The sequence below is a fragment of the Pseudomonas sp. UBA1879 genome, assembly GCF_002338065.1.
Classification (GTDB): domain Bacteria; phylum Pseudomonadota; class Gammaproteobacteria; order Pseudomonadales; family Pseudomonadaceae; genus Aquipseudomonas.
In genome coordinates this window covers 322,280-339,049 of the sequence record NZ_DDHJ01000018.1, presented here as the reverse complement: position 1 = coordinate 339,049, position 16,770 = coordinate 322,280, and the positions used below count along the sequence as shown (strand labels likewise).

Here is a 16,770-nt window from a genome sequence, read left to right as displayed (position 1 = left end):
CAGAGCTTTCGGCGGCGCTTGCGGGATCCGAAACGCGCCAGATCGCACGGGGTCCACTCCTGATTGTAGACTCACCGCTTCTGGCTCCCGCCAGTGCACACCTGCCCGCAAGGCTGTTCCGGCGGGACGTTGTGTGCTATTTACACGCTCGCTCAACTTCCCACGCAGAGATCCCCTTTCATGTCCTACCGGGCACCTCAGGACCTCGCTCTTAGCCTGGCGCTTTCTGCCCTGCTCGACGCGCAGGTCAGCGCAGGCCATTACGCCACCAGCAAGGATGCGCGACGCGCCGCCCTTGGCATTCTGCAGGGTGACAACGCCGCATTGCGCGACGTGGCAGCCGAGGCCCACGGGGAAACCGCACTGTATGACTCGATGGACTTCACCCGCCTGGCCCTGTCCGCAGTGAGCGGAGTCGGCGTGTGGACCTATGAAATGTGCAACGACTGTTTTTACTGCGACGAAGGGATCAGCGAGCTGTACGGCATCGATCCGGTTCAGGGCGCAGCGGGCATCAAGCGCGTGGACTTCCTTGCCAATGTGCACCCTGATGATATGCCGGCGTTGCGCAAGACCATGGCGGGCGGCTTGGTCAATCGTGGGGATCTGGAGCTGGAATACCGCATCGTGCATCCGAACGGCGTGGTGCGCTGGGTGTTGTCGCGGGGTCATACCTATTTCAACCGCGCGGGTGAGCCCGTGCGCCGCACCGGCGTCGGCGTGGAGATGACCGCCCAGCGGCTGCTGGAGCAGCAACTGCGTCAGAGCCAGAAAATGGAAGCGGTCGGACAATTGACCGGCGGCCTCGCCCATGACTTCAACAACTTACTAACGGGAATCATGGGCAGCCTGGAGATGCTTCGTCTGCGTGTCGGTCGAGGTCAGTTGACCGACACCGAGCGCTATTTCGATGCGGCGCTGGGTGCGTCACGTCGCGCGGCTGCACTGACCCACCGCCTGCTGGCGTTCTCCCGCCGTCAGACCCTGGACCCGACCTCTACCGACGTGAATGCGCTGATCCACGACATGCTGGAACTGATCCGCAGCACCGTCGGCCCTGCCGTGAATATCGTCATTCAAAACGAGGCCCGGTTGTGGCTGACTCAGGTCGACCCCAACCAGCTGGAAAACGCCCTGCTCAATCTGTGCATCAACGCGCGCGATGCAATGGTCACTGGCGGCACGCTGACCATCGCAACCGGAAATTGCACGTTGACGGCAAAGGACGCGGCTGATCTGGAAATACCCCCGGGCGAATATCTGACGCTGAGGGTCAGCGACACCGGCAGCGGCATGAGCGGCGAAGTGATTGCCCATGCCTTCGATCCTTTCTTCACCACCAAGCCCACCGGCAAAGGCACCGGTCTTGGCCTGTCGATGATATACGGTTTCACGCGGCAGTCCGGTGGCAGCGTCCATATCGAATCCTGCCTGGGCGTGGGCACGACCATGACGCTGTACCTCCCCAGGTCGACGCTGGAGGTGCGGGCCAACGCAGCCCCAGCGGCTGCGTCCGCGCCCCTGGATGGACGTGGCGAAACGGTCCTGGTCATCGACGACGAACCTACCGTGCGCATGTTGATTGCAGAGGTGCTGGGCGACCTCGGCTACACCACCCTTCAGGCAGAGGACGGCGCCCAAGGCCTGCAGCTCCTGCAATCGACCCGACATATCGATATGCTGGTCACCGACGTGGGGTTACCTGGCGGTCTCAACGGCCGTCAGGTAGCAGATGCCGGGCGCAGCCTGCGGCCGGGGTTGAAGGTGCTGTTCATCACCGGCTATGCACACAATGCGCTGCTGTGGGAGGAACAGCTGGAATCGGGCATGCATTTGCTGACCAAACCTTTTTCGATGGATGACCTCATCAACCGCATCAAAGGCATTCTTACGGGCTGAAAACCGAGCTCGGGGCGCTACCGTTCGTCGGAGCGCCCCGTACAATTCAACCGTATTCCCGCCTCAATAGACTGACTATTTGCCACGTTCGGTTGTGCCCCTCTTAAAACCAGGACGCGCGTGCTGTCTCTGAATAGAGACAAAATAAAAGCCTCACCTACAACAACTTTAAACGTGGCTATTCATCGATTTATTTATTTTTAAAGGTGCCTGTCTGGATCGGCCTTTCCCAACGTTTTGCCGAGCAACCGCCCTGCACGGTGCCGTGCAAACGCGCAAAACCGACGCCAACTTCACGACGCGATTGATTTCATTCTTTTGCGCTATTTAGTTTGTCGCCTTTCTGGCGTCAATATTTAAATGACATTATTTTTAATCGGATGGTGGCGCTTTCCCATTATTTGTATTTACACTGCGACCACACCAACAAACGTTATATGTGCCTGCCATGAAACACACCACTTTAAGGATGATGATGGTGCTTCACGTGTGTCTCGCCACGACGGCGTTCGCCGAAGAAAGTGTCAGCACGACGCCTGCTTTATCTTCCCAGCGCGCCTTGAATCGCGCTGAAGTTGGCGGGTTGGTCGTGGGGCAGACAGCGACTCAGAACGGGCATGCGTTTTACGACAGTTTTGCCTCGGCCTGGGCCGAGAAAGATGAAGAAGGTCGTTTTACCGTGTCAGTCATGGAGCGTCCTACCGCACGGCTGGGCAGTCAGATTTTCATCAACTACGGCAATCGCCGGATGCTTCAGGTGGCCCTGCCGCCCAACCGCAGCCAGATTCCCGCGTTAGGTGCAGACGTGGCGGCTCAAGTGTTCCAGGCCATTCTCGACTACCAATTGGCGCAGTTCTTCGGGGACCCTGACATGGGTCGCGACGAGATCTAAAAGGAGTTAACCATGAGCCGTCTGTCTCTTGCTTTTATCGGCCTGATTTCGCTGTCCGGCGTTTCGGCCACTTCGTACGCCAGCGAACTGGTCTACGTGCCGGTCAACCCTTCCTTCGGTGGCAACCCGCTCAACGGCCCGGTCCTTTTGAACCAGGCCAATGCGCAAAACAAGTTCACCGACAAATCGGGTTCCTCGGGCTCGGCGCAAAGCACCCTGACTCAATTCAACAGCATGCTGCAAAGCGCCATTTTGAGCCGGGTGTCTTCCGCCGTGACGTCCAGCATTGTCGGCACAGACGGCAAGTTGACGCCAGGCACCGTTGAAACCACGGACTTCACGATTTCTATCGTTAACTTATCGCCCGGCTTATTACAAATAACCACCACCGATAAAACCACCGGCCAAAGTACATCGTTCCAGATTAACCAATAAGTAACATCCGCTTTAACGCTTCAGCCTTTAATATTTTCGCTGTAACGCTCCTGTAAGACGTGTTGTGCCTTGTGCAATAACTCGCAGGCGACGTTCGCCTGCCAACAACCCAGAAATAACAAAACATTGAATAAAGGACTTCATCATGCAAGCACGTAAATCCCTTATCGCCCTCGCTGTACTGGCTTCTGTCTCAGGCGCTGCTTTTGCCGGCAACGGTACCGTTAACAGCTATCAGAACGGTGACAAAAACAACGCTTACGTTGAGCAGGTCGGTTCGATCAACTCCACCGTGACCCTCAACCAGACTGGCAGCAACAACAGCGTTGGCGCGGCCGGCACCGGTAGCGCCCTGTACCAGGCCTCCAGCGACAGCAACCTGTCTGTTTACCAGACCAACTCGTACAACACCGCACTGGGCAGCCAGAACGGCGGCGTCCATAACGTCGGCACCATCAATCAGACCGGTCGTGCAGGCAACAACGCCAACGACAAACAGAAAGCGACCCTGACCCAATCGGGCAACTGGAACAACGGCACCGTCGTTCAGACCGGCAACAAAGGCCGCGACAACGCTGCCACCCTGAAGCAGACAGGCGATGGCAACACCGCCCTGCTGACCCAGGACAACAACGCCAAAGCCGTTGCCAATGTCACGCAAGCCGGCAACAACAACCAGGGCTGGACCACCCAGCAGAACAGCGGCGACGTCAGCGCGACGCTGAAGCAGACCGGCAGCTACAACGTCGGTGCGATTACCCAGAACAGCGCTTACTACTCCGATGCGAGCGTCACCCAACAAGGCAACGGCAACAAAGCCACCGCCGACCAGACCAACTACACCACGGCTTCGTCAGCCACCATCTTGCAAGACGGTAACGACAACACCGCCACCGTGGCACAGAACGCAGCCCTCAGCTCGGACGCCAGCCTGACCCAGAAAGGCGGCAACAACAACGTCGGTTCGATCACTCAAACCAACGACGTCGGTTCCTCGGCCAAGCTGACCCAGAACGGTTCCTATAACAAGGCTGCGCTGGCCCAGTACAACGGCGGCGGCAACACCATCGTGGCCAGCCAGAAAGGCGACGGCAACGACATCGTTGCCAACCAGACCAGCTACCTGAACAGCCTGACCGCCAATCAGGACGGCTACAACAACAAGATCACCAGCAACCAGGCGGGCTTCGACAACGATGCCTACCTGACTCAAAACGCTGGCGGCTACAACGTCATCGATCTGAACCAGACCGCCACTGCCCGCTTCAACAGCGCCAGCGTGACGCAGTCCGGCAGCTACCTCACCGCCAACGTCGTTCAGACCGGCGGCAGCAACAACAACGTCGTGATCAACCAGCGTTAATCCAGGTCGTACCCGCCGGTTCGCCGGCGGGTTTTTTCGGAGCTTTATCATGCGCGCCCGCACGATTTCATTGATGATTGTCGCCGCTGTAGTCCTGAGTGGCTGTGCCACTTCGCGCCCGGCGGGCACCATTTCTCCGGCGACCATCTCGCCGCCTACCCAATCAACCCGCGACCTCGCCAACCTGCCTCCACCCGCAGGCACGATCCCGGTGGCGGTGTACGGCATGCGTGACCAGACCGGCCAATACAAACCTTCGCCGGACAGTTCTTTCTCCACGTCGGTGACTCAGGGTGCAGCGTCACTCCTGGTCAGCGCCTTGCGCGATTCTCGCTGGTTCAAACCGGTGGAACGCGAAAACCTGCAAGACCTGCTGACCGAACGCAAGATCGTTCGGGCGCTGGAGCAGCCATCGGATCGGGCACAGACGCAACTGCCGCCGTTGCGTCCGGCCAACATGATCATCGAAGGCGCCATCGTCGCCTACGAAAGCAACGTACGCACCGGCGGTTTCGGGGTGCGTTACCTGGGCATCGGCCCGTCGGACCTGTATCGCCAGGATCAGGTGACCATCAACCTGCGGGCGGTGGACATTCGCACCGGCGACGTGATCCAGAGCATCACCACCACCAAAACCGTGTTCTCGATCCAACTGGATTTCGGCGTCTTCAAGTTCGTGTCGCTGCGTCACCTGCTGGAAGTGGAAACCGGCCTGTCACGCAACGAACCGGTTCAACAGTGCGTGCGTGAAGCCATCGAAGCGGGCCTGATTCACTTGATTGCCCAAGGCGCGCGCGACGGCAGCTGGAACCTGAAAAACCCGGACGACCTGAAAAAGCCCCTGCTTGCGGGCTACCTGAAGGCGTATGACGAGCAGACGATGAATACGCCGATCACCTCTGCGGAGCAAACCGAGCTCTTGGGAGACTCACGTGCGCAACCTCAATAAATACGCGGGGCTGACCCTCGCCGCCGTCCTGTCGCTCGGCAGTACGCTGTGCTCGGCAGCCGACCTGGTGTCCGAGGCCCGTTACTCCGGCCTTGGTGTGTCTGGCAGCCGGGTCGACCTGAGCCAGATCGGCTCTTATAACCGTGCCACTGTGGATCAAAGCGGCCAACGCCAGCGTCTGGTAGAAATCCAGACCGGCCGCAACAACGCTGCGACGATCAATCAGACCGGCGCCTACAATGCCGCCTATGCCCAGCAGAACGGCTACGGCAACGTCTTGACCCTGGATCAGAGCGGCCGCTACAACCAGGCCGCCATCGCGCAAGTGGGCACCAACAACCAGGCCAACGTCGTGCAAAGTGGGGCCTATAATCAGGCGTACGTCGGGCAGTACGGCCAGAACAATCAGGCCACCGTGACCCAAAGCGGCTTTGGTGGCACGGTCAGCGTCCAGCAGTACGGCAGCAACATGAACGCCACCGTCACGCAGAAGTGAGTCCCATGATCGACTTATCGCAACTGGTCGTCGCCATCGATACCCACCGCGAAGGGACGGCGGTGCTGATTCGTCCGCACATCGAAAACCCGACGCCTTTAACCTTGCGTTATCACATGGCCGTCAACCAAAGCAGCGCTGCAGGCACCTCCAGCATCAGCCAGCAGGGCGATCTTCAGACAGGCGCCAGCAGCTCTGTGGTGCGCCTGAGCATTCCGCCGGAAGCGGCCTGCACCATTCATCTGGACGTGTTCCAGGATGGCGTGCTGGTCAAATCACTCGACAAAAGCTGCGACGAAACGCCCGGTTGAGGCTCAGTCTGGCTTCGCCAGCAACGCGCGAATCTTGTCGGTGTCCTCGGCGCTGGCAGGGTTGTAGATGATCATGCCGAGGTCCGGTCGGCCATCCACGGCAAAGCCCGAATACTCCAACGCGATGCGGCCCATGGTCGGATGATGCAGCCGCTTGCTGCCCTCGCCATGCACCCGCACATCGTTGTCCCGCCAGAACCGCGCGAAGTCTGCACTCAACACGCACAACTCGTCCGCCAGCTGACTGACCTGCGACGCCGCCCCGGCGCGAATCGCATCGGCGCGGAAGGCGGCGACCACGAACCGCGCCATGCTCTCCCAATCCTCCTGCCGCTCGCGCACGCCCTGGCGGCAGAACATCAGGCGCAGGATGTTGCGCTCCCTGATCGGCAGCAGGCTGTAGTCGGTGAAGACGGCTGCGGCAGCGCGGTTCCAGGCCAGCACGTCCCACGTCGCGGTTTTGATGATGGCCGGGCTGAACGCAAGGCTGTCCAGCAGCCGCTGCAAACGCGGCGTGACGCCCTCGGGCGCGCGATAGATCACTTCAGGCGGATGCCCGAACGCCAGCATGAACAGGTGTTCACGCTCGGGCTCGGTCATCAGCAGGCTCTGCGCGATGCGGTCCAGCACCTCCGTCGACGGCGCCCCGCCCCGGCCCTGCTCCAGCCAGGTGTACCACGTGGCACTGATGTTGGCGCGTTGCGCGACTTCTTCGCGACGCAGCCCCGGCGTGCGCCTGCGGGCATTGGAAAAGCCGAACGTCGCCGGGTCGAGCCGCGCCCGGCAATCTTTCAGATACGCACCCAAGAGTTGAACCGACTGATCTGACATGGCGAGCCTGTAAGTGTTTATACCTTGATAAGGTCACGTCTTTAACGGGATAGAGACTACGCGCAGGCTGGTGTTTTCAGCAAAGAGAGAACGAACCCATGCGTGTATTTCTGACAGGTTCCACAGGCTTCATCGGCGCTCACGTCACGCGCGAATTGCTCGACGCCGGGCACGACGTCCTCGGCCTGACCCGCTCCGATGAAGGCGAACGGGCGCTGCGCTCGGTCGGCGCCGTGGCTCACCGCGGCAACATCGAGGACCTCGACAGCCTGCGCAACGGCGCCGAACAGTGCGATGCGGTGATTCACACCGCGTTCGATCATGACTTCGCCCACTTCGTCGAAAACTGCCAGAAGGATGCGCGAGTGATCGACGCATTGGGGACAGCGTTGGAGGGTTCGGCACGGCCACTGGTCATCACGTCAAGCGTCGCCATGGGCGCCACGACGTCTGGCCAGCCGTCGGATGAAGACCATTTTGATGCGACCCACCCTCACCCACGGACCGCATCCGAACGCGCGGGCCAGGCGCTGAGCGAACGCGGCATCAACGTGGTGGTCATGCGCCTGTCGCAAATCCACAACCCGGTCAAACAAGGGTTGATCACATACCTCATCGAGCTGGCGCGGCAGACAGGCGTGTCGGCCTATGTCGGCGAAGGCCAGGAAGGCTGGTCGGCCGCACACCTCACCGACACCGCCCAGCTGTACCGCCTTGCCCTGGAAAAACATCAGCCCGGCGCCCGTTACAACGCCGTCGCCGAACAGGGCGTCGCCTTTCGAGACATTGCGCAGCTGATCGGCGAAGGCTTCGGCGTCCCCACGGTCACCCTCACCCCCGAACAGGCCACCGGGCATTTTGGCTGGATGGCCGGGTTCGTCGGGCTGGACATGTCGGCGTCCAGCACAAAAACCCGTGAGCGGCTGGGCTGGACGCCGACAGGGCCTGGGTTGTTGGAGGATTTGAGGGTGTGCCTGGAGGGCTGATTCAGGCCCGATTGATCCGCGCCCGCTCTGGCGACACGCGATGTATCCATTCGGCGGGCTGACCCGATCGCAGACCCGGCATGACCTGCGCTCGCGGGAAGGTCGGTCCGCCCCCGAATACGGTTACAGCGTATTCGAAGGGTTGAACCCCTCACGTTTCCCGAAAATATCCCGAAAAGACAACAGATCGCAGGCTGCCGACCGGCATTTTGCCAACTCATAATGACCCCACAACAACAAACGGGGCTCACCCTGAGGCATGCAAGCGATGTACAAAGACCATATCGTCAAGGCTCGTTTCACCGACAGCGTCGTGTTCATGGGGGCAATCGCCGCCGTCATGTTCACCATCACCCTCCTCTGCGGGGTCGGTGAAAGTCGGCTCTCTCACCTGATGGGTCCCATCGTCCTCGATCTGGAATCGCCACTGGCGCGCAATATCGCCGTGGGCGGCACGTTCACCCTGACCGCCATGCTCAACCTGTTTCTGCTCGGCCGGTTCCCGCTGCGGGCGCAAATCATCACGGTCTGGTGCGAGTTGCTGGTGCTGTTCCTGCTGTTTTTCGACACCTTCAACCTCTCGTACAGCTTCATTGCCACGAAGGTTGGTTTCATGATCACCCAAGGGGTGTTCACCACCGTTTACGTGTCTGCCATCTCGATCGCCATCGCGTTCGTTCTGGCGCTGCTGGGGGCCACCGCCCGTTTGTCTTCCAACGGGTTCGCCATTGCCATCGCCAGCTTCTACACCTCGTTCTTTCGCGGTGTGCCGCTGCTGATTCAGATCTACCTCATTTACCTCGGCATCCCGCAGCTGGGCTACGTGGTCGGCGCAGTGCCGGCCGGGATCCTGGCGCTGTCGCTGTGTTACGGCGCGTATATGACCGAGATCTTCCGCGCCGGGATCAGCAGTATCTCCCGAGGACAGTGGGAAGCCTCGCGGGCCATTGGCCTGACCCCGTTCCAGACCATGACACGGGTCATTCTTCCGCAGTCCATGCGCCTGATCATTCCCCCCACCGGCAACCAGTTCATATCAATGCTCAAGGACAGTTCGCTGGTGTCGGTGATCGGGGTCTGGGAACTGATGTTCCTGGCGCGTACCCAAGGCCGCGCCGAATTTCGCCACCTGGAAATGCTCATCACCGCGGCGGTGCTGTACTGGCTGCTGTCCATCGTGCTGGAAACCGTACAGGCACGTCTGGAAAAACACTTCAACCGCGCCCATCGCTGATCAGGAGCATAACGATGAATTCATCTTCAGCTTCAGCCGTCGCGGCTTGCTACCCCGCCGTATCCATCCAGAACATGCATAAATGGTACGGCGACTTTCACGTGCTCAAGGGCATTGATCTGCACATCAGCGCCGGTGAAATCGTGGTCGTCTGCGGCCCCTCGGGCTCCGGCAAGTCGACGCTGATTCGTTGCCTGAATCTGTTGGAGGACTTTCAAAAAGGCCATGTGTTCGTCGACGGGGTCGAGTTGACCCGCGATGCCTCCTGCGTCGCTGCGATTCGTCGCCAGATCGGCATGGTGTTTCAGCAGTTCAACCTGTTTCCGCACCTGACGGTGCTGGACAACCTCATGCTCGGCCCGCGGCTGGTCAGTGGCCTGAGCGACACGAAAGCCCGCGAACTGGCCTATGAGTACCTCGACCGGGTACGCATCCGCAATCAAGCCGACAAATACCCCGGCCAGCTTTCAGGTGGGCAGCAACAACGTGTGGCGATCGCTCGGGCCCTCTGCATGCGCCCCCGCATCATGCTGTTCGATGAACCCACCTCGGCCCTCGATCCGGAGATGGTCAAGGAAGTGCTGGACGTGATGGGCGAGCTGGCCCAGGACGGCATCACCATGGTCTGCGTGACCCATGAAATGGGCTTTGCCCGTCGGGTCGCCGACCGCATCATTTTCATGGATCAGGGCTCGATCATCGAACAGGCCCGTCCAAACGACTTCTTCGACAACCCTCAGCACGCCCGCGCGCGGGAGTTTCTGTCGCAGATTCTCAGCCACTGAGAGGCAACACCGCACCCTGCAACGTCAGTGATAACAACAAAAACCCTTCAGGAGCCTACACATGACAACACTCACACGTTTCCTGGCGACCGCCGCTGTCTCCGCCGCCGTGCTGATCGGAACCAGCCCTGCCTGGGCAGGCGCGACCCTCGACCGCGTCCATCAGAGCAAGGTGATCAAGGTTGCCACAGCCGCCAACTGGCCGCCGCAGTCGTTCCTCGGCCCGGATAACACGTTGCAGGGGTTCGACATTGATGTGGCCAATGAGATCGGCCGGCGATTGGGCAGCAAGACCGAGTTCGTGACACCGGAATACGGGGTCATCACGGCTGGCCGCTGGTCGAATCGCTGGGACCTTTCGGTCGGTTCCATGACCCCGACCGCCGAGCGCGCCCGGGTGCTGGATTTCCCTGCGATTTACTACTACACGCCTTACGTGTTCGCTGTGCACAAAGACGCCGCGAAGACGCAATTGGCTGACCTGAATGGCAAGGTCATCGGCGTTGAAGCAGGCACGACCTCGGAGGACTACATCAATCGCCGGCTCAAAATCGACGCCGCCGACGTGCCGACCTTCACCTACGACGTGACCCCTGCCGAGGTGAAAACCTATGGCGACAGCATGGGGCCGCTGGATGACCTGCGCATGGGCAATGGCGTGCGGCTGAACGCCACGTTGTCGGCGCTTCCGACCATTGTCGCGGCGGTGAAAAACGGCTACCCCATCGTTCGAGTGGAAGGTAAACCCGCGTACTACGAACCGCTGGCCATCGCCGTGGATAAAGGCGACGAGGCTTTCAACAGCGCGTTGAAAACAATCGTTGCCGACATGAAAAGCGACGGGACCCTGAAGCAGCTCTCGGAAAAATGGTACGGCGCCGATCTTACCCAAGTGCAATAACCCGAGTGCAATAACCCCCTCTGCCCTGCAGGCGCTCGTCACCGATGCGGCGTCCTGCATGGCTGCGCCTTAAAGTAAGGACGATGGCTTTCATGCTGACCTATAACAACAATTACTATACGTCCACGATGCGCGATACGCCCCCGCGGCCTGCGCTGTCGGGCAACGTTCGCGCCGACGTCTGCATCGTCGGCGCGGGGTTGGCAGGCCTCAGCACGGCTTGGGAAGTCGTCTCCCGGGGACGCTCTGTCGTGGTGCTCGATGCCGGACGGGTGGCGTGGGGGGCATCAGGACGCAACGGCGGATTTGTTCTTCAGGGCTGGTCCGAGGGCATGTCGGCCATTGAACGTCGCTGCGGGCAACCCACCGCGGCGGCACTCTTCAAATTGTCGCTGGAGGGGGTTGATATCGTGCGGGACACCATCGCCCGCCAGGCGTTGCCGGGCTGCTCGCCCATGACCGGCAAGTTGAGTGTGATTCGCTACGACGACGCCGAGAATCTCCAGCGACTGCGGGACAAAATGGCCACGGCCTATGACTTCCATCTCGACTATCTGGACCGTGACGCGGTGCGCGAACGGCTGAAAACCGAACGGTATTTCCAGGCGCTGCGCGACACCCATGGGTTTCACTTTCACCCTTTGAATTATTGCCTCGGGCTGGCCGGACTCATTGAGCAACAGGGCGGCACGATTCACGAACAATCGCCCATGGTGCAGGTCGAGCGTCGAGAAGGCGGTCATCGTGTGGTGACTGATCGCGGCACGGTCGACTGTGGCGACGTGGTGTATTGCTGCGGGGGGTATGGGGGTCCGGAATTCGGACCGCTGCGCCGGGCCTTTCTGCCGATCGCTACCTATGCCGTGCTGACCGAGCGCCTGGGGCCGCGCCTGGCGCAGGTCATGACCACCACCGATGCCGTGGGCGACAACCGCCGGGCGTCCGATTACTACCGCATCGTCGACGGCGACCGGCTGCTGTGGGGGGGGCGTATCACGACCAAAAACCTGCAGGACGAAAAGCGTCTGGGCCAGCTGTTGACCGCCGACATTCTGGACGTCTATCCGCAATTGAGCGGCGTGCGCATCGACAAAGCCTGGTCAGGGCTGATGGGGTACGCGCGACACAAGATGCCCCATATCGCCTCACTTGGCCCGGGACAGTGGGCTTGTACATCGTTTGGCGGCCATGGTATGAACACCGCGCCGATTGGCGGCCGTGTGATCGCAGAAGCCCTGTGCGGCGAAAGCGACCGCTACCGGCTGTTCGACGCCTACGGCCTGCAATGGAACGGCGGCCCTCTTGGCCCTGCCGCCGCGCAAACCGTGTATGCCGGCTTGAAGATCATGGATTTTTTTCAGGAAACGCGTTCGCAACGCAAGGTCGCCACTCCACACTGAGTCACAGCGAGGTCAAGCAAGGGTCATGGATGCGCCGAAACCCGGTCCGTTGTTCAACCTGACCGACAAGGACAGGCAACTGCTCAACCTGCTGCAAGCCAACGCCCGCGAGCCCACTGCCTCGCTCGCACGCAAACTTGGCGTGTCCCGCTCTGCCGTGCAGGAACGCATCGCACGGCTGGAAAAGGCGGGCGTCATCACCGGCTACAGCGTGCGCATCGACCAGGATCGCCTGCATCAGAACATCAACTGCTTCACCATGACCTCCTGCACCAACAAGAGCTACATCGACGTCATGACTTCGCTGCGCAAGATGGAGGCGGTTCAGGCGGTGTATGCGGTCTCGGGCGAATCCGATTTCATCATTCATCTGGCCACGTCGACCTTGAGCGAACTCAACGCCGAGCTGACCCGCATCAACTTGATCAAGGGCGTGGCGCACACCTCGTCGCACATCGTGATGGAGACTAAATTCAGCCGTAAATGGGCGGAATGAGTTCGACCTCTGCGCGTATTTTCGAGTCTGATGGCGTTGCCAAGCCCTCGAACTTGACGGCACATCAGAGCACCGGAGTGAACATGAAGAAGATCGACGCGGGCGTCCTGAACGTCGCCTATCTCGAAAGCGGCCCCGCCGATGGGCCGGTGGTGGTCCTGTTGCACGGCTTCCCCTATGACGTGCGCGCCTATGACGAGGTGGCTCGGCGTCTGGTTGACGCCGGCTGCCGTTGCATCGTGCCGTACTTGCGTGGCTACGGGCCCACCCGTTTTCTCGAGGCGTCAACCCTTCGGTCCGGCGAACAGGCGGCGCTCGGTGCCGACCTGTTTGCCCTGCTCGATGCGCTGAAGATCGAGCGTGCGGTGCTGGCGGGGTACGACTGGGGCGGTCGTGCCGCGTGTGTCGTCGCGGCGCTGTGGCCCGAGCGCGTGATCGGCCTGGTCAGTGGCGATCCGGGCTATAACATTCAGGACATCGCCGCTGCCAACAGGCCTTCTTCGCCGCACACCGAGCATCGGCTCTGGTATCAGTATTACCTTCATGGCGAGCGCGGTTACGCCGGTTTGGCGGCCAATGGCAAAGCGTTCTGCCACTTGCTGTGGCAGCAGTGGTCGCCAAGCTGGACCTTCACCGATGCCACTTATGCGGCCACCGCCGATTCGTTTTCCAACCCTGATTTCGTCGATGTCGTGACCCATTCCTACCGTCATCGATTCGGTCTGGTCGCGGGTGATCCTGCTTATGCCGAGATCGAACATCAACTCACGCAGCGACCGCCGATTTCGGTGCCGACCGTCATTTTGAGTGGTGCCGATGACGGCGTGTCGTCAAAACGTGATGACACGGCCGCCGTGCGGGGTTTCAGCGGACAGGTACGACGGCAAGTCGTGCCTGGCGTGGGCCACAACGTGCCGCAAGAAGCGCCGGCGGTGTTCGCCGACGCGGTGTTGGAGGTGTTGTCATCGTCTCGGGCATCAACCGAATCGGCGTGATTTCTGGAATGCGCCTGAGGCGTCGGCAAGCCGAAGCGACGACCTCGAGCTGCTATCCGCTGTCATGACCCTGCCAACGATCAAACATTTACACATCCGGCACGACCGCCAGCAACGCGGCACGCATCGACGCCGCGAGGTCCTCACCCATTTCCGCTTCCAGTTCCGCCTGGGCGGCGTTCCACGCGGGCAGGGTCGCCTCGAATTTTGCCTTGCCCTCAGGCGACAGCAACAGCCGCGAAGCCGACCGCTTCCCTTCAGCGCGACTGACGATGAAGCCAGCGGCCTGCAGGGGTTTGAGCGCCCTGACCAGGGTCGTTCTCTCCATGACCATGATCTGCGCCAGATCCGCGATGAAGATATCCATGCCATGTAGCGAACACCCGCAACGTGCTTAGGGTCGGCGTTCAGTGGGGCAACACTGAGGCGCGACAGCGTATCGATGCCAGAGATTGACAGCCTGCGGAAACGCTCGCTATAACTATGGCGTTGTACGACGACAGACGAATAACCGTCGCGTCCTTTCTAACAATAAAAATGTCGGTCACCACCATGCATTCGACCTGTTTGCTCACCCCTGCGAAAGCCCTGGCCGCGTGTACGCACCTGGCGTTCTGCAGCGTTGCCACATTCCGTCCACACTCGGACACCTCGCGCACCCGGCTATGGAGCAGTGGTTAGACCACGCGCACGATAGTGCCATTTCGGAGACGTACCTCCGCGCTCGCCGACACCCTCGCGAGATCATCACCCCTCCAAAAACAATAGTGATGCCATGAATCTGAACGAATCCACCCATCCGCAAAGCATCACCCAGGCGGCCACCCGGTCGGTCGGCAAATACCGCTGGACGATTTGCGCCCTGCTGTTTTTCGCGACCACGGTCAACTACCTGGACCGCCAAGTGCTCAGCCTGTTGGCCCCGGACCTGTCCGCGCAATTCGGCTGGAGTAACACCGATTACGCCAACATTGCCTCGGTCTTCCAGTTCGTCTACGCCATCGCGATGATTTTCGCCGGCCGCGTGGTCGACAAGATCGGCACCAAGACCGCCTACGTGGTGGCCATCGGCGTCTGGTCCACGGGCGCGGTGATGCACGCGTTCGCCGTGCCGTTGGGGCAAGGCATTGGCGCGATCACCACGGCCTTGGGCTTCGCCGCGATCCCGGTGTCCATCGCCGGTTTCATGCTGTCGCGGGCGGTGCTGGCGATCGGCGAAGCGGGTAACTTCCCGATCGCGATCAAGGCCACAGCGGAATATTTCCCGAAGAAAGAACGTTCACTCGCCACCGGCATCTTCAACTCCGGGGCCAACGTCGGTGCGATTGCCGCGCCCATTTGCGTGCCCCTGATCGCGGCCATGTGGGGTTGGGAATCGGCGTTCATCGTGATTGGCTTGCTGGGCTTCGTCTGGCTCGGCGTGTGGATGGCGCTGTATGAAAAACCCGATCAGCAAAAACGCCTGACCGCCGACGAGCTGGCGTACATCCGCAGCGACGAATCCGAGCAGGCCAAGGCCGCTTCGATGCCAGGCGTGCCGGCGCAGAAAGTATCGTGGTTCAAATTGCTCACCTATCGCCAGACCTGGGCCTTCGCCTTCGGCAAGTTCATGACTGACGGCGTGTGGTGGTTTTTCCTGTTCTGGCTGCCGACCTACCTGTCCGCGCAGTACGGCATGAAGGGCTCGGCCATCGTGATCCCGCTGTTCGTGCTGTACAGCATGACCATGGTCGGCAGCATCGGCGGCGGCTGGTTCCCGAGCTACTTCATGGCCCGTGGCGACAAACCCTACGACGGCCGCATGAAAGCCATGTTCGTGATCGCGTTGTTCCCGCTGCTGGTGCTGCTGGCGCAACCGCTGGGCTATATCAGCTTCTGGGTACCGGTGCTGTTGATCGGCATTGGCGCGTCCGCTCACCAGGCCTGGTCTTGCAACATCTTCACCACCGTGTCCGACATGTTCCCGCAGAAGACCGTGGCCTCGGTGGTCGGCATCGGCGGCATGGCCGGCGGCCTGGGCGGTGTGGTCATGACCAAGATTGGCGGATGGGTATTCGACTACTACAAATCGATTAACGACATCCATACCGGCTACATGATCATGTTCGCGATTTGCGCCCTGGCCTACCTCGTCGCGTGGAGCGTGATGAAGGCGTTGGTGCCGCGCCACAAAGAAATCACTGATCTCTGAACCACTGTCGTGACGAGGGCGTGTCCATCGCTCGCCCTCGATAGCCGCCATCGTGCGCGCAATGACTGTTGTATGACGACGTACGAATTACCGATTCATGGTTGCCTCCGCGCACTTAACGGGATGCGCTCGCATCCCCTGACAACAAGAAAGGAAACATCAATGACCAAGTTGAAACTGCTGGTGGGCTTTATGTGCGTGTTTTCGGGTTACGTCGCTGCGGCGCCGTCTGCAGACGAGCAAGCGGTGGCCAAGGCCGTCGACCAGATGACCCAGGCCATGCTGCATAAAGACACCAAAGCCCTCAGCGCCCTGACCTCGGATAACGTGACCTACGGTCATTCGAGCGGCAAGATTCAGAACAAGGATGAATTCATCGCCGACATCGAAACCGGTCGCAGCGGCTTCAAAACCCTGCAGATGCTGAACCAGAAAATCACCATGGACGGCGACGTCGCCCTGGTGCGCAACCACTTCTCCGCCCAAGCCGTGAACAGCGGCGTGGAAGTCCCGACCGAAATCGAAAACTTCCAGATCTGGCAGAAGCAGAAAGGCCAATGGCTGCTGATCGGCCGTCAGGCTTTCAAATTCTGATCAAGCCTTGGC

At 60.5% G+C, this 16,770-nt stretch carries 18 protein-coding genes; 16 read left to right on the top strand and 2 right to left on the bottom strand.

Going from position 1 to position 16,770, the window contains the following annotated elements:
* The first annotated feature begins 180 nt into the window (after window positions 1–180).
* From B3N48_RS21835 to csgH, 7 genes are all read left to right on the top strand, one after another.
* Window positions 181–1,899, top strand: a complete 1,719-nt coding sequence (locus B3N48_RS21835) for a PAS domain-containing hybrid sensor histidine kinase/response regulator (protein ID WP_296187330.1) — start codon at window positions 181–183, stop codon at window positions 1,897–1,899.
* A gap of 448 nt (window positions 1,900–2,347) precedes the next feature.
* Window positions 2,348–2,791 (top strand): CsgE family curli-type amyloid fiber assembly protein, encoded by a 444-nt coding sequence (locus B3N48_RS21830; RefSeq protein WP_296187329.1) that lies wholly within the window; start codon window positions 2,348–2,350, stop codon window positions 2,789–2,791.
* A gap of 12 nt (window positions 2,792–2,803) precedes the next feature.
* Window positions 2,804–3,226 (top strand): curli assembly protein CsgF, encoded by a 423-nt coding sequence (locus tag B3N48_RS21825; protein WP_296187328.1) that lies wholly within the window; start codon window positions 2,804–2,806, stop codon window positions 3,224–3,226.
* Window positions 3,227–3,371: 145 nt separating this feature from the next.
* Window positions 3,372–4,589 (top strand): hypothetical protein, encoded by a 1,218-nt coding sequence (locus B3N48_RS21820; protein WP_296187327.1) that lies wholly within the window; start codon window positions 3,372–3,374, stop codon window positions 4,587–4,589.
* Between the two features lie 49 nt (window positions 4,590–4,638).
* A complete protein-coding gene (locus B3N48_RS21815) occupies window positions 4,639–5,538 on the top strand; it encodes a CsgG/HfaB family protein (RefSeq protein ID WP_296187326.1) in 900 nt (299 codons plus the stop codon).
* Window positions 5,522–6,034: a curlin-associated protein gene (locus B3N48_RS21810; protein ID WP_296187325.1), complete on the top strand. Its 513-nt coding sequence runs from the start codon at window positions 5,522–5,524 to the stop codon at window positions 6,032–6,034. Before B3N48_RS21815 ends, B3N48_RS21810 begins: the two co-directional genes overlap by 17 nt.
* Window positions 6,035–6,039: 5 nt before the next feature.
* Window positions 6,040–6,345, top strand: coding sequence for a curli-like amyloid fiber formation chaperone CsgH (gene csgH, locus B3N48_RS21805; protein ID WP_296187324.1), 306 nt, complete (start codon window positions 6,040–6,042; stop codon window positions 6,343–6,345).
* A gap of 3 nt (window positions 6,346–6,348) precedes the next feature.
* On the opposite strand, the gene B3N48_RS21800 is transcribed toward csgH, so the two are convergent.
* The gene (locus B3N48_RS21800; RefSeq protein ID WP_296187323.1) at window positions 6,349–7,176 is read right to left on the bottom strand and encodes a helix-turn-helix transcriptional regulator; all 828 of its coding nucleotides are present in this window, start codon (window positions 7,174–7,176) and stop codon (window positions 6,349–6,351) included.
* A gap of 98 nt (window positions 7,177–7,274) precedes the next feature.
* Here B3N48_RS21800 and B3N48_RS21795 point away from each other — a divergent pair, with 98 nt between their 5' ends.
* The 7 genes from B3N48_RS21795 (at window position 7,275) to B3N48_RS21765 (ending at window position 13,973) form a co-directional block, all read left to right on the top strand.
* Window positions 7,275–8,162, top strand: coding sequence for an SDR family oxidoreductase (locus B3N48_RS21795; RefSeq protein WP_296187322.1), 888 nt, complete (start codon window positions 7,275–7,277; stop codon window positions 8,160–8,162).
* Between the two features lie 268 nt (window positions 8,163–8,430).
* Entirely contained in the window at window positions 8,431–9,396 is a 966-nt protein-coding gene (locus B3N48_RS21790; RefSeq protein ID WP_296187321.1) for an amino acid ABC transporter permease, read from the top strand.
* A gap of 14 nt (window positions 9,397–9,410) precedes the next feature.
* On the top strand, window positions 9,411–10,181 hold the full coding sequence (locus tag B3N48_RS21785; RefSeq protein ID WP_296187320.1) for an amino acid ABC transporter ATP-binding protein: 771 nt from the start codon (window positions 9,411–9,413) through the stop codon (window positions 10,179–10,181).
* A gap of 61 nt (window positions 10,182–10,242) precedes the next feature.
* Window positions 10,243–11,082 (top strand): transporter substrate-binding domain-containing protein, encoded by an 840-nt coding sequence (locus B3N48_RS21780; RefSeq protein ID WP_296187319.1) that lies wholly within the window; start codon window positions 10,243–10,245, stop codon window positions 11,080–11,082.
* Between the two features lie 92 nt (window positions 11,083–11,174).
* Complete coding sequence (locus tag B3N48_RS21775; protein WP_296187318.1) at window positions 11,175–12,482, top strand: NAD(P)/FAD-dependent oxidoreductase; 1,308 nt, start codon at window positions 11,175–11,177, stop codon at window positions 12,480–12,482.
* A 25-nt stretch (window positions 12,483–12,507) separates the two neighbouring features.
* Window positions 12,508–12,978: an Lrp/AsnC family transcriptional regulator gene (locus tag B3N48_RS21770; protein ID WP_296187317.1), complete on the top strand. Its 471-nt coding sequence runs from the start codon at window positions 12,508–12,510 to the stop codon at window positions 12,976–12,978.
* Window positions 12,979–13,061: 83 nt separating this feature from the next.
* Complete coding sequence (locus B3N48_RS21765) at window positions 13,062–13,973, top strand: alpha/beta fold hydrolase (RefSeq protein ID WP_296187316.1); 912 nt, start codon at window positions 13,062–13,064, stop codon at window positions 13,971–13,973.
* 88 nt (window positions 13,974–14,061) lie between these two features.
* Here B3N48_RS21765 and B3N48_RS21760 read toward each other — a convergent pair whose 3' ends face one another.
* Window positions 14,062–14,340, bottom strand: coding sequence for a MarR family winged helix-turn-helix transcriptional regulator (locus B3N48_RS21760; protein WP_296187315.1), 279 nt, complete (start codon window positions 14,338–14,340; stop codon window positions 14,062–14,064).
* A 408-nt stretch (window positions 14,341–14,748) separates the two neighbouring features.
* On the opposite strand from B3N48_RS21760, the gene B3N48_RS21755 reads away from it, so the two are divergent.
* Window positions 14,749–16,164 (top strand): MFS transporter, encoded by a 1,416-nt coding sequence (locus tag B3N48_RS21755; protein WP_296187314.1) that lies wholly within the window; start codon window positions 14,749–14,751, stop codon window positions 16,162–16,164.
* Window positions 16,165–16,326: 162 nt separating this feature from the next.
* A complete protein-coding gene (locus B3N48_RS21750) occupies window positions 16,327–16,758 on the top strand; it encodes a nuclear transport factor 2 family protein (protein WP_296187313.1) in 432 nt (143 codons plus the stop codon).
* The last annotated feature ends 12 nt before the right edge of the window (window positions 16,759–16,770 follow it).

Coding starts and splice junctions, on each gene's coding strand:
- B3N48_RS21790 (WP_296187321.1), top strand. CDS start 8,431: ATGTACAAAGACCATATCGTCAAGGCTCGTTTCACCGACAGCGTCGTG.
- B3N48_RS21815 (WP_296187326.1), top strand. CDS start 4,639: ATGCGCGCCCGCACGATTTCATTGATGATTGTCGCCGCTGTAGTCCTG.
- B3N48_RS21820 (WP_296187327.1), top strand. CDS start 3,372: ATGCAAGCACGTAAATCCCTTATCGCCCTCGCTGTACTGGCTTCTGTC.
- B3N48_RS21830 (WP_296187329.1), top strand. CDS start 2,348: ATGAAACACACCACTTTAAGGATGATGATGGTGCTTCACGTGTGTCTC.
- B3N48_RS21785 (WP_296187320.1), top strand. CDS start 9,411: ATGAATTCATCTTCAGCTTCAGCCGTCGCGGCTTGCTACCCCGCCGTA.
- csgH (WP_296187324.1), top strand. CDS start 6,040: ATGATCGACTTATCGCAACTGGTCGTCGCCATCGATACCCACCGCGAA.
- B3N48_RS21800 (WP_296187323.1), bottom strand. CDS start 7,176: ATGTCAGATCAGTCGGTTCAACTCTTGGGTGCGTATCTGAAAGATTGC.
- B3N48_RS21765 (WP_296187316.1), top strand. CDS start 13,062: ATGAAGAAGATCGACGCGGGCGTCCTGAACGTCGCCTATCTCGAAAGC.
- B3N48_RS21780 (WP_296187319.1), top strand. CDS start 10,243: ATGACAACACTCACACGTTTCCTGGCGACCGCCGCTGTCTCCGCCGCC.
- B3N48_RS21775 (WP_296187318.1), top strand. CDS start 11,175: ATGCTGACCTATAACAACAATTACTATACGTCCACGATGCGCGATACG.
- B3N48_RS21750 (WP_296187313.1), top strand. CDS start 16,327: ATGACCAAGTTGAAACTGCTGGTGGGCTTTATGTGCGTGTTTTCGGGT.
- B3N48_RS21770 (WP_296187317.1), top strand. CDS start 12,508: ATGGATGCGCCGAAACCCGGTCCGTTGTTCAACCTGACCGACAAGGAC.
- B3N48_RS21795 (WP_296187322.1), top strand. CDS start 7,275: ATGCGTGTATTTCTGACAGGTTCCACAGGCTTCATCGGCGCTCACGTC.
- B3N48_RS21760 (WP_296187315.1), bottom strand. CDS start 14,340: ATGGATATCTTCATCGCGGATCTGGCGCAGATCATGGTCATGGAGAGA.
- B3N48_RS21825 (WP_296187328.1), top strand. CDS start 2,804: ATGAGCCGTCTGTCTCTTGCTTTTATCGGCCTGATTTCGCTGTCCGGC.
- B3N48_RS21835 (WP_296187330.1), top strand. CDS start 181: ATGTCCTACCGGGCACCTCAGGACCTCGCTCTTAGCCTGGCGCTTTCT.
- B3N48_RS21755 (WP_296187314.1), top strand. CDS start 14,749: ATGAATCTGAACGAATCCACCCATCCGCAAAGCATCACCCAGGCGGCC.